Source organism: Sphingobacterium corticibacter (assembly GCF_003076635.1).
Classification (GTDB): domain Bacteria; phylum Bacteroidota; class Bacteroidia; order Sphingobacteriales; family Sphingobacteriaceae; genus Sphingobacterium; species Sphingobacterium corticibacter.
The window spans coordinates 526620-540642 of record NZ_QDKG01000003.1; the positions used below are offsets into that span (position 1 = coordinate 526620).

General features: G+C 40.9%; 11 protein-coding genes. 5 read left to right on the plus strand and 6 right to left on the minus strand.

All coding sequences use genetic code 11. From position 1 onward, the window contains the following. Positions 1-48 precede the first annotated feature (48 nt). From DC487_RS11030 to DC487_RS11045, 4 genes are all read left to right on the plus strand, one after another. The gene (locus DC487_RS11030) at positions 49-3105 is read left to right on the plus strand and encodes a SusC/RagA family TonB-linked outer membrane protein (protein ID WP_116776018.1); all 3057 of its coding nucleotides are present in this window, start codon (positions 49-51) and stop codon (positions 3103-3105) included. A gap of 26 nt (positions 3106-3131) precedes the next feature. Further along, complete coding sequence (locus tag DC487_RS11035) at positions 3132-4673, plus strand: RagB/SusD family nutrient uptake outer membrane protein (RefSeq protein ID WP_165799077.1); 1542 nt, start codon at positions 3132-3134, stop codon at positions 4671-4673. A 118-nt stretch (positions 4674-4791) separates the two neighbouring features. After that, positions 4792-6072 carry a glycoside hydrolase family 2 TIM barrel-domain containing protein gene (locus tag DC487_RS11040; RefSeq protein WP_116776020.1) on the plus strand — a complete coding sequence of 427 codons (1281 nt, stop codon included), beginning with the start codon at positions 4792-4794 and terminating at the stop codon, positions 6070-6072. A 30-nt stretch (positions 6073-6102) separates the two neighbouring features. After that, on the plus strand, positions 6103-6963 hold the full coding sequence (locus DC487_RS11045) for a glycoside hydrolase family 16 protein (RefSeq protein WP_116776021.1): 861 nt from the start codon (positions 6103-6105) through the stop codon (positions 6961-6963). A 67-nt stretch (positions 6964-7030) separates the two neighbouring features. Here DC487_RS11045 and DC487_RS11050 read toward each other — a convergent pair whose 3' ends face one another. From DC487_RS11050 to DC487_RS11075, 6 genes are all read right to left on the minus strand, one after another. Further along, positions 7031-8338 carry a hypothetical protein gene (locus DC487_RS11050; protein ID WP_116776022.1) on the minus strand — a complete coding sequence of 436 codons (1308 nt, stop codon included), beginning with the start codon at positions 8336-8338 and terminating at the stop codon, positions 7031-7033. Between the two features lie 34 nt (positions 8339-8372). After that, entirely contained in the window at positions 8373-9692 is a 1320-nt protein-coding gene (locus tag DC487_RS11055) for a hypothetical protein (protein WP_116776023.1), read from the minus strand. Positions 9693-9714: 22 nt separating this feature from the next. After that, positions 9715-10266: a hypothetical protein gene (locus DC487_RS11060; RefSeq protein WP_116776024.1), complete on the minus strand. Its 552-nt coding sequence runs from the start codon at positions 10264-10266 to the stop codon at positions 9715-9717. Further along, on the minus strand, positions 10247-10666 hold the full coding sequence (locus DC487_RS11065) for a hypothetical protein (RefSeq protein ID WP_165799078.1): 420 nt from the start codon (positions 10664-10666) through the stop codon (positions 10247-10249). The genes DC487_RS11060 and DC487_RS11065 overlap by 20 nt, the downstream gene beginning before the upstream one ends. A gap of 90 nt (positions 10667-10756) precedes the next feature. Continuing rightward, positions 10757-11344 carry a hypothetical protein gene (locus tag DC487_RS11070; RefSeq protein WP_116776026.1) on the minus strand — a complete coding sequence of 196 codons (588 nt, stop codon included), beginning with the start codon at positions 11342-11344 and terminating at the stop codon, positions 10757-10759. Positions 11345-11494: 150 nt separating this feature from the next. Continuing rightward, positions 11495-11818, minus strand: a complete 324-nt coding sequence (locus tag DC487_RS11075) for a DUF4870 domain-containing protein (protein WP_116776027.1) — start codon at positions 11816-11818, stop codon at positions 11495-11497. Between the two features lie 337 nt (positions 11819-12155). Here DC487_RS11075 and DC487_RS11080 point away from each other — a divergent pair, with 337 nt between their 5' ends. After that, entirely contained in the window at positions 12156-13928 is a 1773-nt protein-coding gene (locus DC487_RS11080; RefSeq protein ID WP_239016365.1) for a helix-turn-helix transcriptional regulator, read from the plus strand. Positions 13929-14023 lie beyond the last annotated feature (95 nt).

Sequence of the window (14023 nt, forward strand, 5' to 3'; positions counted from 1 at the left end):
TTTGACCTTCTACTTTATAAACCAAAACCAAAAACTAAATCTTAACACATGAAACATCGTGTACTAATTTTTGTTATGGTTACCTTTCAGTGCCTGCTGTCGTCGATGGTGTTCGCACAGAGCCGTGAGGTAACAGGAAGGATTACGGATCCAAATGGCCATCCGTTAACTGCTTCCATTATGATTAAAGGCGCGTCTGGTAGCGGAACCAGCTCCGGCGCAAATGGTATTTACCGTCTTCAAGTGCCAGAATCTGCGGATTCACTGATTGTCACGTCCGTAGGATATCTACGTCAGGCAGTAGCTGTGAAGACCAATACGGTGAACGTACAAATGATTGCTGATGCAGGCTTCAACGTAGAAGAAGTCGTGGTTATCGGTTACGGTACGCAACGTAAAGGTGACTTGACTGCCCCTGTCGCTACAGTGAATATGGAAGAGGCCATAAAACGTACTGTAGCCACGCCAATGGATGCGATTCAAGGATCGGTACCAGGCGTGCAAGTGGTGAGTGGTGGAGCACCTGGCTCTACACCTACCGTACGTATTCGTGGTGTCGGTTCGTTCAACAACGAAAGTCCGCTTTACGTGGTGGATGGAATGTTTATGGACAACATTGACTTCCTGAATCCAAATGATATCGAAGATATGTCGGTATTGAAAGATGCCTCAGGAGCCGCGATCTACGGGGTGCGTGCAGCTAATGGTGTTGTAATCGTAACGACTAAACGCGGAAAGCTGAACACCAAAGCACGCGTAACATACAATGGCTACGCAGGTATTCAGACGCCAACCAATATGCTTAAAATGGGTAGCGGACAGCAATATGCTGATTATGCAGCCGCAATCGGCAGACAAGATATCGTGGATGCTTCTATCTCGCGATTCAACGAACCCGGAAATACTACGGTGATGAATACAGACTGGTATGGCGAATTGCTACGTTCACAAGCATTGATTCACAACCACAATGTGGACGTACAAGGTGGTAGCGACAAAATTACCTACGCCTTCGGTCTGAACTACATTGATCAGGATGGTATCATGGATGCCGAAAACTTCCACCGAAAATACAACATTCGTATGCAAACGGAAGCACGTGTAACGGACTGGTTGAAAGTTGGTTTCACCGCTCATATCAACAATTTCCACAACTTCCAGCCCAACAATGCTGCTTTCAGACAAGCTTACTTTGCTTCACCATTGTACCCTGTGTATGATGACAAGTTAGAACTGGCGGATCCTATCAAATTTGGTTCTAGCGACCCAATAGGAATTCCGACCGGATTCTGGTTTAACAACCCTATTGCGGCAGCGTACTATAATCACAATGAAACCAAAGGTTTTCAAATATTGCCAAGTGCATACTTAGAGGCCAATTTCTGGGACAATAAAATTACTTTCCGTTCGCAATTAAGTCAACGTTACCAATCTACGCACAACATACAGTACAACCCTGTTTATTATATTGATAATAATCAGCGTGCTGACCGTTCGTACTTACGTTCGGGACAAGGTCGCAATTCCAACTATATTCTAGACAATTTATTAACGTATCGCGATGGTGCGGAAAAGCACCACTGGAGTGTATTGTTAGGTCAGTCTACACGTGAGGAGCGTTGGAGAGATACATGGGTATCTGCCAATGATGTGCCACCATCGCAAGAATTCTGGTATGCTGGTCAAGGTGCGCAAGGCTTAGGCTCTGCTACTGGATACGGTGAGAATGGTTTCCGCAATGCCGGAGTTTCGGTATTCGCTCGTGGTACGTATGATTACGACAACAAATATTTGTTGACCGCAACCTTCCGTGCAGACGGAAGTTCTAAATACCAAACCAAATGGGGTTATTTCCCATCAGTAGGTTTGGGTTGGGTATTGAGTCGTGAGAATTTCATGCAAGAGCAGAACCTATTTGATTTATTGAAGATACGTGGTAGCTGGGGTCTTTTGGGTAATGATGGTATTCAGCCAAATGCAGGTTACGCAATTGTCAACTCTGGTAATAACTTCTCTGGAATCTTTGGTAGCATTGGTTCTACCAACGGAAGCCGTGTACCGGGATACCGTGTAGGGCGCTTCTTTACACAAGTACGTTGGGAAGTGGTCGAAGAATGGGATGCTGGTATTGACTTTGCCTTATTCAACAATCGTTTGAACGGTACAGTCGATTATTATCACCGTGAAACAAAAGACTTGGCATTTAGCCGTCCAATTCCGTTTATGTGGGATCGTGTATATGGTAACTGGGGAACAGTGGCCAACAGCGGTTGGGAATTTGGATTGAACTGGGCTGATAAAAAAGGCGATTGGGGATACCGCATCGGCGCAAACGCGACGACTTTAAAAAATCGTGTGACAGACCTTGGTGGTTTGGCGAATATTATGAATGGTTTCCCAGAATGGGCTGCTGAATTCCCTTCGCGTATCGAGGTTGGTCAGCCGATCAACTACTTCTATGGTTATGAAGTGCAAGGTGTATATCAAAACCAAGCAGAGATCAATGCAGATCCAATCGCAAGCCGTTATAACGAACAAAATCCAGGTTCTCCTATCTTACCAGGCTATTTGCGTTACAAGGATCAAAATGGCAATGGCGAATTGGATGAGTCGGATCGTATCAACCTAGGCAATTATTTACCAACGTTGAGCTATGGCTTCAATGTCGGTATCGAGTACAAAGGATTTGATTTAGGCGTTGTACTGCAAGGCGTAGCTGGCAATAAAATTCATAATTTAAATAGAGCGATGCGTCGTAAATATCCGCAGATGAATGCAGACGCTGCATTTATGGAAGGATTATGGACAGGAGAAGGTAGTACCAATACCTATCCGTCTGCCGAAGGCAGCGTGGCAGCTTGGAATTTACAAGCAAGTTCATTCTTCGTAGAAAGCGGTGCGTATTTGCGTGTACAAAACGTGCAGTTAGGCTACAGCTTTAACTTGACTCCGTCTATCCCATTCCGCGTATTTGCGACAGCAGATCGTCCATTGATCTTCACGAACTACAATGGATTCTCACCAGAAGTATCTGGAATGGGCTTCGATGCCAATGTGTATCCGGTAGCGGCCACTTATAGTTTAGGAGTAAGAGCTAGTTTTTAATAATGACTTTCTTTAGCAATACAACCATGAAAAAATATAATCAAATGCTATTGGCGGGATGCTTGAGCACTGCACTTCTATTGAGTGGCTGCGAAAAATTCCTCGACAAACCATTAGAAAATCAACAACGATCGGAAGAGATCAATTATGGCAACGTACAATTAATGTATGCGCCAGTATCTGGCGTGTACCGTGCCGCTTCGGATGATAATTTAGTGCACTGGGTCGATTTGTCGATACGTGCCATTCGGGATGATGACTACCAACAGGCAGCACCAAATCCAAATGATAACCCAGAATTAATGGCCATCAAGAATTTCCAAAATGATGTGACCATTCAGTCATATTGGGGATTGAATCAATCTTGGATTAGCTATTATAGCTTGGCCATCAGTGCCAATAATGCCTTATTGGAGTTGGAGCAATTTGCAGAGCGAATTGATCCTGCTAATACAGAATTGCAAGGCTTAAACCGACAGTACCAAGCAGAAGTACGTTTCCTGAGAGCCTATGCTCACCTAATGGTATCACGTCTTTTTGGCGATGTACCTATTCTATCCGACAGCGGTGATATCGCTCGCCTCACGACCATTGGTAAAAGCACACGTGCGGAAGTACGTCAATGGATTGTGGAAGAGATGGATTTCTGTGCTGCCAACCTGGAAAACAAGCGTCCTAATCAATCCATACATATCGGTGCAGTGACACGCTATTCGGCCTTATTATTAAAAGCAAAAGCAGCAGCCGATTTGGCCGGTAATGACAATGGCAGCGCGCAGTGGGATGTCGTATTAGACGCTACGAATGAAATCATCAATAGCAATATGTTTTCTTTGTATGCGGACTTCTACGAATTATGGAAAGTTCCAGGCAAATTATCAAATGAATCATTGTTTGAATTGCAATATTCAGATTTTGGATTACCAACGGGTGATATTGTACGTCCGGGTGTAGATTGGGGAACTTTCTTCCGTTGGCAAGGTCCTTCGGGCGATCAGCGTGGAAGCGCAATCTCCGGAGCAGGTTGGATTCCTCCATCACAAAACATCGTAGATTTCTTGACAGCACGTGGTGATGAGACTCGTTTAAAGACAACTATTCTTTCGTACGGTGTTGGAGATCAGCCAGCCGTCACACCTAGTGGCGATCGTATTTATGCAAATTCATTTGGTATCAAATACTTTAATGGGAAAGCCTATTTACCGGCTTCGCAAATGACCGAAGGTCGCCTAGAATACGGGGCGAACAATAACGTACGTATCTTGCGCTATGCTGATGTATTGTTGCTCAATGCAGAAGCTAAAGTGCGCAAGGGGCAGAATGGTGATGAGCCATTCCGCTTAATTCGCGAACGCGTAAACATGCCAGCTATCACAGGCGTCACACTCGATCAAATCCTCGACGAGCGTCGCGCCGAATTTGCCTGCGAATGGTGGGGCGAGCGTTTCAACGACTTAGTGCGTACTGGTCGTGCTGCTCAAGTATTCGGATCGCGATTCGTACCGGGCGTGAGTGAATCTGTGCCGATTCCACAAACACAAATTGATGCTAATCCAAACTTTAGATAAGCATACCTCATGATAAGCCTGTGGCTTACCGACGCGTAATCGTCATCCAGCCACAGGCTTTTTTACAAATCACTGTTTAAAAGCGTACTGTTACGCCATCTTTTTCAACATACACAATATGAATATCCGTAAACTATTATCCATACTGTGCCTCAGTATTTTTGCAATCAGCCAAGGATCATACGCGCAAAACCCAATTCCTGTAAAGATTGTAGCTAAGAATGGAAAGTTTGAAATACAACGTGAAGGTCAACCCTATTTCATCTTAGGCGCTGGCGGTACGGGAAAGTTAGAATTATTAAAAGCAACGGGTGGTAATTCCATCCGAACATGGAGTACCGATGGCGCTCAACAAATCTTGGATGAAGCACAAAGGTTAGGATTGACCGTCACTATGGGCTTGCGCGTCGCCACGGAAAGACACGGTTTTGACTACAATGATGCGGCAGCGGTAAGCAAGCAATTGGAAAGACTCCGCGCAGAAATCAAGACTTTCAAAAACCATCCTGCTCTATTAGCTTGGGGAATCGGTAACGAACTCAACTTACATTACAGCAACGAAAAAGTGTGGGATGCCGTTCAAGAAATTGCTTCGATGATCCACCAAGAAGATCCGAATCACTTAGTCACTACGATGCTTGCAGGTGTGAATAAGAAAGAAATCGACCTGATAAAAGCAAAATGCCCGTCATTAGATCTTATCGCGGTGCAAACGTATGGTACGTTGGCATCTGTACCGCAGCAATTGAAAGAGTTTGGTTGGGATAAGGCCTATATGGTAACCGAATGGGGGCCGACCGGACATTGGGAAGGTTTGCAAACGCCTTGGAAAGCGTCGATCGAAGAAACAAGCAGCGAGAAAGCGGCGGTTTACAAAGCACGTTACGAAGCGTCCATCGCAAAAGATCCACATTGTGTAGGTTCTTATGTATTTCTTTGGGGACAAAAGCAAGAACGTACGCCCACATGGTACGGTCTATTCACAGAAGCTGGCGAGCAATCGGAAGTGATTGATGTGATGCAATACTTATGGACAGGCAAATGGCCAGCGAAACGCGCACCACATATTAAATCATTCACCATTAACAAAAAGAAAGCGGCTGATCACATTTATTTGAAACCGGGCGCTACGTATCCAGTACAAGCGAAGGTGACGGATCCAGCCGGTCAACCATTGACTGCTCGCTGGGAACTGTTGGCAGAAAGCACCGATTTGAAAGAAGGTGGCGACCGAGAAAATAGACCACACGCTGTCGAAGGATTAGTACAGGAAAAATCCTTTGACAAAGCGGTACTAACAGCTCCGCAGAAAGAGGGCGCTTACCGATTGTTTTATTATTCATCGGATGGAAACAAGAAGGTGGCTACAGCCAATATTCCATTTTTTGTTCAGAAATAAAACAATACATCGAATCTTAACTCACTCAGTATGAAATATAGACCTTTTATATATTCTCTATCGCTTTTTAGTATCGCGTTTGTGGCTTGCCAATCAGTGACAAATCACCAAGAAACTGCGCCCAAGGGCAATAAAGATAGTACTAAAAATTACGAATTCACCGCTCAACCAGTTTGGGCCGACGAATTTGACAATCCGGGACTGCCTGACACCAGTAAATGGTCGTACGATGTAGGGTCGCAACACAACGGTTGGGGCAATCAGGAATTGCAATACTATACAGAAGCTGATCCTAAAAACGTAGAGGTCAAAGACGGACATCTATACATCCACGCATTACCAGAACAAAAAGAAGGACTAGATTATACTTCTGCTCGCTTGGTGAGCAAGGGAAAAGGAGATTTTCTGTACGGAAGATTTGAAGTACGTGCTAAAGTACCGGCAGGCAAAGGTACTTGGCCAGCGGTGTGGATGTTGCCAACAGATTGGACGTATGGCGGTTGGCCGAATTCCGGCGAAATCGATATTCTGGAGCATGTAGGTTATGATCCAGATGTGGTACACATCAGTGTACATACCAAGGATTACCATCATTCTATCGGCACTCAAAAAACGGCTTTCCGTAAAATCGAAAACGCCCGTGAGCAATTTCATCTATACCGTATCGATTGGACACCAGATTACATCAAAGGCTTTGTAGACGATCAAGAGTTATTTTCTTTTGCCAACGAAGGATCTGGCTTTAAAGCTTGGCCTTTTGACCAAAAGTTTCATTGGTTGATCAACTTGGCCGTTGGAGGTTTTTGGGGTGGTGCCGAAGGCGTAGATCGCGAAGCTTTTCCAGCGACTTTCACAGTGGATTATGTACGGGTGTACGATTTGGTGAAGTAGTATAATATTACCTTAAAATTTAATATCATAGCCATTCTTGTACGAAAGGCTATGATATTTTTGATGGCTAAGGCTTCTGTGAGTAAAAATATTCGTATTCGCCTAGAGATCTCTTCATCCCATCTTCTATCTCATACGATTTCACAGCCTTTAAACCATATTTTTTACTAGCATAGTTGTACTCGTTGGGCATACCATCATATATCCGTTCTCGGTCTTCATCTGTGTCCAACAATACATTTTTGTCATAAGAAAATTCAGTAGAAAACGTCAGCTTCCAAGTATTGGTATCGTGGTTGGGAATACAGACATCTTCCCGATAGATGTTTCCTTCATTATCAAACTCTTTACTTTGTTGCCCGCTTAAAATATTATCCCCTCCATCAAAATAAAAATGTTGAAGAAGCTTGAGACGACCTATAGTGTCATAGGAGTATAGCTTTTCAATTTTAATAATCAATGCGCTGGTTGAATCTGGTTCGGAGACTAGAATGGCCTCTATTTCTCCTTTGTCATTGAAAAATGTTTCTTCCTGATGATCAAGCTCCCAATCTTGTTCTATTTCCGACCAATTGTATCTCCGATTTATCTTCTTTCGCTGTTCTGGCAACTCGATATCTTCAGATCGACCATCAAAAAACCAATTACCATCGAAGTCTCCATAATAAAGTGTATAATTATATGTTTTCTTTCGATTATTTTCATCTAGTTCATACTCTGCTTTCCCTTCATTCTTCCACTGCCTTTCTTTCCTCCCATAGATTTCGTAAGGCATCAGCAACGTATCTTTTTCATAATAATTTTCTGATTGGATCAGTTTTGTGGTTTGGGCTGTAGCATCATCACTCCATTTTAAGGTTTCGTAATGATAAAACTCTCCAAAATCATCCAATAGCCATATAATTTTTCGTGTCGGTTCGAATCGATCATTTTGATAGACATATTCCGTCTGCATTTTAGACCTTTTGTCTGGAGCATATATGCTTTTGGATAGTCTTTTCTTAAGCCATTCTTGGCCATTTTTTACGGATGAAATATGCTGGATTATTTCATTGTCGGAATTATACTCATACTCGGATTTAGACATTTCTTCCCAGCTACCACTAGCAATGTTCCATTCTTCATAAATATTTTCCAGATTATTGCCCCGTTCATCATAGCGCGAACTTATCCTTTCTAGATATTGATTAACTGTGAATTGGCTATCTCGCTCTAATCGGACTACTTCGGTCTGCCCTTTTTTGGTCTTAACTTTTTGAATACAAATATACTTTTCGTCATCTGTGATCAAAACCACTGAATCTAATTGATACTGCTGCGCAATGGCGACATGCGCCAGGACCACAGAAATGAGCAAGAGGTATAATCGGTTCATATCATCTCTATTTAGCTTACACTAGTTTTGATTATCAATGTTTATTTGAAGTAGATAGCATCTGCGAGTAAAAGTAGTCGTACTCTCCTGAAAGCACTTTCTTCTCGCCTTCTACCTCATAGATCTTCACGTTCTTTACGGCGTATCTTTTACTAGCATAAGCATGTTCACTGAGCAAGAAAAAATCCATCACACCTTGCCCTTCATCAGTCCCCAAGATCACATCTTTATCAAAGAAAAACTCGGTAGACCTTATATCTTTCCAAGTATCATTTTCAGCATCAAATTCATAATGATCCTCTCGGTAAATATTTCCATCTTCGTCATATTTGATGCTATGCTGAGTTCCGGTAACTATTCCATCTTGATGAGATATATCTTGAACAAGACGAATACGGCCATGTTGGTCATAGAGCTGCATTTGTTCACCGCGTAGCATTAACTGATTGCTACCCGTATCCAATTCTAGTAATAGTACATCTTGGACTTGGTCGTCTTCGTTGCAATATACTTGTACTTGCGAGTACAAAACCCAGACTTGATCTGTTGAAGACCATTGATATGTGTTACTGAATGTCTTCTTTTCTTCCGAAAATTTTATTTCTTCGAAGCGACTTTGAGGCCGCCAATTCCCATTTGAAGCTGCTTGATAAAGCGTAAAGTTACCCGTCTTTTCATTGTTTTGATCCAGTTCGTACGCTTCTTTGTCTTTGTTTCGCCATTGATTTTCATCCCAAACGTAGTTTTCGCGACTTACTACAGTTGTATCATTGATATAAAAAGTTTTACTGAGATAGCTTTTTTCCCATTCGTTTATCGTATCATTCCATATCATAGTTTCGTAATGATATACTTCACCAGTCTCATTTTTGAGCGAAAAATGCTTTCTAACTGGTATTAATCCGTCATTCTGATTGCGAAAATCAACCTCAACGATCGTATCATTAGAAATTAACCGTTCGTATCGATCTTCAGCGAACCAATCGTTTTGCTGCTTTCTGTAGGAGTAGGAAGCTGTCCAGATTAATTCTTCATTATCGTTATATTTCCATTCTGCTTTTGAGATTTCATTCCACTTACTATTATCTGCACTCCGTTGTGCAGCAACACTTTGCAGGTAATTGCCATGTGCATCATAAAGTACCTGTGTCTTTTCTCTATATTTTATTTCTGAAAATTGATTGTCCCGATCTAGTCGTACCACCTCAGCCAAGCGTTGCTCGACATCTTTTTTTTGACTCGCTACATACTGTTTACCATTATAAGTACGAAACACAGAATCCAATTGATACTGTTGGGCATTGGTGGACAGTACCGTAATAAAACCAATAAGCAAAGCATATAATTGTTTCATATCTTTTTATTGATTTCCTCACTTAAAAAAAGTTCAATCTAAAGCCACCTTGTTTCATAGTGATATTGTGTGGAGTATGTTGGATCATGGTCTCTATTTTTTGCAATATTTCATTCTCGAATCTGGTAAGCGCTGCACCACCCTTTTTGTTCGGGAAATATTCGCTAATAATATAGCTTTTCACAAATTGCCGCTTCTTCTCACCCATACTAAAATGCCAACTTCCCATTTCCGTGTTTCGAAAAATAACTACCTTATCGAGCACTAATATTTTTTTATTGCGGTGCCATAGATTGCTTTGGTAAACCGCATTTTCGGATGGATTAAATGTGTACCTGAGTGGACCATATACGAGCACCGACTTCATAAAATACCAAATCAATACCAGCGTTATCGTGCAACTAAATATTAATAGCAAGTAATTTTCACGCTCCAGAAAATAAGCAGACAATCCAATAAAAAGCAAAATAGCAAACACAAACCACCATAGCCTATTTTTGCTATGATAAAATGGCTTAAAGGAAAAAGTAGTGGATGTTTCCTCAATTTGATATTTATCTTTTAGTAGTGTCATTTTCGAGAATTTCTTCAATTTCGTTGATGATACTCTGTATCACAGAAGTGGTAAATCCCTGCGCAACTAATATGGATTGCTCTTGGCCGTTCCTATCTAAATAATACAGATTTAGCATGGCATTCGTCTTGACAAGGTTATTAGACACCGTGTACAATTCGAATTTTTGTATGCTCTCAATCGGGATATGGGTCTCTGGTTTGGCCAAACCGACCTTAGCTTGAATTTCTCCACTATCCATATCGATATACAGCTTTTTACGTGTAACCGCGAGCAATGCTAGCACGCCAAAAATGGCCATCATCCAAGTGAGAATAAGTATATCAAGCCAGTATCCTAAAATGGCCATTGCAAATAAGCCGACAATTAGGACTAAGCTGGATCCATATTGAGGCTTCATCTTATATATATTTCCGTCTTTTGTAAAATGCTTTAAATTCATAGGTAGTAATGATAAAAATGCTTGAGAATAGTTTATCTACAACGTTTTCTAACGAGTTTTATACTTCTCTACCGATGGAATACTAATCGTCTTATATTCCACATGGTGTTTTTCGGCATATGGAATTAATAAATCCATTGTCTTAAAGTATTTGTCTTCTAAGATCACGCCCTTCGTGTTTTCTAACTTTTCAATTTCCACATCGATCATCTCATCCGGATGTTCGTCGTCGATCATCTTAGCAATCTTAAGGTAATCATCGTTAAAAATGTTGTGCGCATACTGGAAAAGATCTAAGCCAGACTCGATGATTGGCTTTGTTTCCTTTCCCATAGATAATGCTTCAATCTGTTCTATATCTTTAGTGAGCATCGTCGTATAATAAGTAGTCACATAAGCCTCGGCAGTTGCTTCTTTATTACTGTTATCGGTGTTTGCTACATGCAATGTACCGTTTCGTTTTTGCGCACGAATTTCATCAAAAGTGCGTTTGAAGTTCTTTGGAATTTTATTGCTATTTAATCCTACTGTTTTAAAGACTTTCTCTGGACTTGATCCAAACATAGTACAGGAAGTCAATAAACCCGCTATGACGATCGTTAAGCTTAAAGCTACTATTTTGTTCAACTTAAACATGAAGTATTTATTCTATAGATTCATTTCCCAAACTGTTCTTGATTGCATACAAATTATGTCATGCAACAGCATAATGATTAGTTAAAACAATCAGTGCTTCGCTCACTATTGATTGTTTTAACTATGTTTTTTCAGTATTACAAAGAGTTACTAACCGATAAATGAGAATTTGCTTTCAAAGATCTTTCCGATAATCGGCAACGGCTTTTCTACTTTGTTGCTTGCGTTAATAATTCCGATAATGATCAAAACCCAGACCGCTAGACCAATGTATCCCAAGAAGGATAATGCTGGTATAATCGCAACAACAATAGCGAGAATAACATTGAATACGAGAGAAACGATAAAAAGACCAAGCCCTTGTCTTAAGTGATATTTCAATAAGCTATCTGCATTTTCTTTTCCTGAAAAATAGGAGATTAGCCATCCAATCAGTGTGATGTACGATACAATAGAGAGTGTTTTGTTGTTCATGATTATTGATTTTAAGATTTGTTATAATTTGTTGCTTTCGGAAGATTAATCTTATCAGTCAGTACATTACCCTATTCCTCCTGAAGTGCAATTTATTTCGCTGGAACAAATTTCAAAACAAAACATATGGCTTCCTATTATCCAGCGACTACAAAACGTCTACAAGACACCTATCAACATCATAACCAAACAATTACAACAACAAAACAGTCTATAATTCATAAACAAAAAAACCATTTACTGCCTACATAATTTGTATTATTGCATAATGAGAAAATTATTGTCTTTCGTTTTTTTTCAATTGCTGTCATTTTGTGGGCATGCTCAAAACGTCTATATGGATAGTTTGCGTAATGAATTGGCGCATGCCGAGATTACGATTAGTGAAAAGATGAATATCTATCGTATACTGATGGAGCAATCTAGATCTGAACTACAGTACGATCAAGCTACCGCTGAAAACCGAAAGCTAATCGCTCTGGCCAAATCTCAGAATGACGATCTAGCGCTTACCAAAGCATATGTCTATCAGGGCGTAATTTATAATAACCAGCATGATTACAAAAACGATCGTGTGTACCTAGATTCTGCGCGTGTATTCGCTCTAAAATCAAAAAGTGAGATAGCCAATGCCTATACCGATTATTTAGAAGCCATCATGCTGAACTCGTATCAGGATTATGAAGCTGCCATCAAATCCTTCCAACGAACACTGTCAATCGTGGAAGATACCAACGAAGAATTTCTGAAAGCAAAAATCTATTACAACTTATATTCCATTTACACCAATTGGAATGATATGGAGAATTCTTTTTTGTATGCCAACGAAGCCGTAAAATCCGCGCATAAGTCCGGTGACAAAAGCTTATTGTCTAATGCCTACTCGGCATTAGCCGTCGCATATACCTACCGGTACGATGCGCATCACAATAAAGACGATTTAGAAAAAATATTTGATATCTGCAGGCAAGCAATTGATTTGAATAAGCAGTACAAAGGCCAAGTTTCGACGCGTACGTATGCCATTGCAAAGCTCAATATCGCCAGTTATTATTTCAAGTATTACCCAGAAAAACTGGACTTGATTAAAGCACAAATCCACGAAGCACTCGAAGCCGGGCAATTGACGCAGAGAAATCAAGCCATCATCGCAAGCTGCTATGGTATGCTGAGTGAAATCGCTCAGCGAGAGCAAAACGAAACACAAGCAGAAAGCTATCTTCACACAGCTTATAGCATCTTACTTACAGAAAATCCGATATACCTGCATACTATGATCCGGATTTGTGATGCGCTGGCGACATGGTATGATAAGCATGATCAGCATGAGAAATCATTTGAATTTCAAAAACTGACGACGGATTATACCCGTCAACTCTTCAACGAAGAGCAAGCCGCTACCGCCAAAAGGTTGGAAGCCCAATACCAATTTGACAAAAAAGAACAAGAATTACTAGTCTTGAAGGAGCGAGCCGAGAATCATCGCAAGCAACAATTGCTATCGATCGGATTAGGAATCGTTGGCTTATTCGGATCTTTTTTCATGTTTCGCTCCTACCACTTCCGCTTGCGTTATTCTTTAGAAAGAGAAAAGCAATTGGCCACAGAAAAAAGCGAAGCCGAACTACAAGTCAAGCTAGAAAAAGAAGAACAATCAAGGCTAAAAGCAGAACAAAAGATACTCACCCTACAGCAGGAGAAATTGCAAAATGAAGTGATGGCTAATCAATTACATCTTCAACACAAAAACGAGGTCTTTCAGCAGCTCAAAGAAAAAATCGACAAAGATAATGTGATGAATATACAACAGATACTACGTAATGAAAACCTGTTGGACAATGATTTCGAGAAAGCCAAATTTCAGATTCAGGAACTACATCCTAACTTCTTTAAAACCCTCACGGAGAAAGCGCAACAAAAGCTAACACCGCTGGATTTGAAATACTGCGCGTACTTCTACCTAGGCATGGATACAAAACAAATTGCCAATCTACTCAATGTAGAACCAAAAAGTGTACGTATGACCAAGTATCGACTCAAGCAAAAATTTGGTTTGGATACTGAAACAGATTTGATGGAATATTTAAGACCCGACATACTAAATCAATGAAGCGACATGATTCTATAGAATCTTTGAGGTTCTAGTTGCCAATGACCACATTTTATCAATCGCTACCTGTATATTGTTAAAAAGTGTAAAAAGTA

Bases quoted from the DNA above. Each gene is read 5' to 3' on its own strand.
- DC487_RS11065 (WP_165799078.1), bottom strand. From the start codon at position 10,666: ATGAAGCCTCAATATGGATCCAGCTTAGTCCTAATTGTCGGCTTATTT.
- DC487_RS11035 (WP_165799077.1), top strand. From the start codon at position 3,132: ATGAAAAAATATAATCAAATGCTATTGGCGGGATGCTTGAGCACTGCA.
- DC487_RS11075 (WP_116776027.1), bottom strand. From the start codon at position 11,818: ATGAACAACAAAACACTCTCTATTGTATCGTACATCACACTGATTGGA.
- DC487_RS11045 (WP_116776021.1), top strand. From the start codon at position 6,103: ATGAAATATAGACCTTTTATATATTCTCTATCGCTTTTTAGTATCGCG.
- DC487_RS11055 (WP_116776023.1), bottom strand. From the start codon at position 9,692: ATGAAACAATTATATGCTTTGCTTATTGGTTTTATTACGGTACTGTCC.
- DC487_RS11030 (WP_116776018.1), top strand. From the start codon at position 49: ATGAAACATCGTGTACTAATTTTTGTTATGGTTACCTTTCAGTGCCTG.
- DC487_RS11060 (WP_116776024.1), bottom strand. From the start codon at position 10,266: ATGACACTACTAAAAGATAAATATCAAATTGAGGAAACATCCACTACT.
- DC487_RS11070 (WP_116776026.1), bottom strand. From the start codon at position 11,344: ATGTTTAAGTTGAACAAAATAGTAGCTTTAAGCTTAACGATCGTCATA.
- DC487_RS11050 (WP_116776022.1), bottom strand. From the start codon at position 8,338: ATGAACCGATTATACCTCTTGCTCATTTCTGTGGTCCTGGCGCATGTC.
- DC487_RS11040 (WP_116776020.1), top strand. From the start codon at position 4,792: ATGAATATCCGTAAACTATTATCCATACTGTGCCTCAGTATTTTTGCA.
- DC487_RS11080 (WP_239016365.1), top strand. From the start codon at position 12,156: ATGGATAGTTTGCGTAATGAATTGGCGCATGCCGAGATTACGATTAGT.